The organism is Mycetohabitans sp. B8 (assembly GCF_021991875.1).
GTDB lineage: Bacteria > Pseudomonadota > Gammaproteobacteria > Burkholderiales > Burkholderiaceae > Mycetohabitans.
Map to the genome: position 1 here is coordinate 1 of NZ_JAHLKR010000055.1, position 493 is coordinate 493.

General features: G+C 58.8%; 1 protein-coding gene. It reads left to right on the plus strand.

Annotated elements, in window-relative coordinates; genetic code table 11:
• Positions 1–493, plus strand: a 493-nt coding sequence (locus KQH60_RS14650; protein ID WP_237577134.1) for a condensation domain-containing protein, incomplete at both ends; no start/stop codon positions are given.

Here is a 493-nt window from a genome sequence, read left to right on the forward strand (position 1 = left end):
GCGCAACCGTTCCGCAACTTCGTTGCGCACGTAAGATTGAGCGCCAATCAAGCATCCCACGAACGTTTCTTTACTGACATGCTCGCGGACGTGTCGGAGCCGACGTTGCCGTTTGGGCTCGCCGACGTGTATGGTAACGGTGATCAAATCACTGAAGCACATTGGAAGTTGCCGCAAGCATTAAATGATCGGCTGCGTGCACAAGCTAAGCGATTGGGCGTGAGCTTAGCCAGTCTGTGTCATCTGGCCTGGGCACAAGTGCTCGCGCGCGCGAGTGGTCAACAACGCGTCGTGTTCGGTACGGTGCTGCTAGGACGGATGCAAGCGGGCAATGGCGCGGACCGGGCGCTGGGGTTATTCTTGAATGTGTTGCCGCTGCGCGTGGATCTGGATGGCAGCGTGGAGTCGAGTGTACACGCCACGCATACTCGACTGGCGTCGCTGCTCGAACATGAGCATACGCCACTGGTACGCGCGCTGCGCTGTAGCGGTA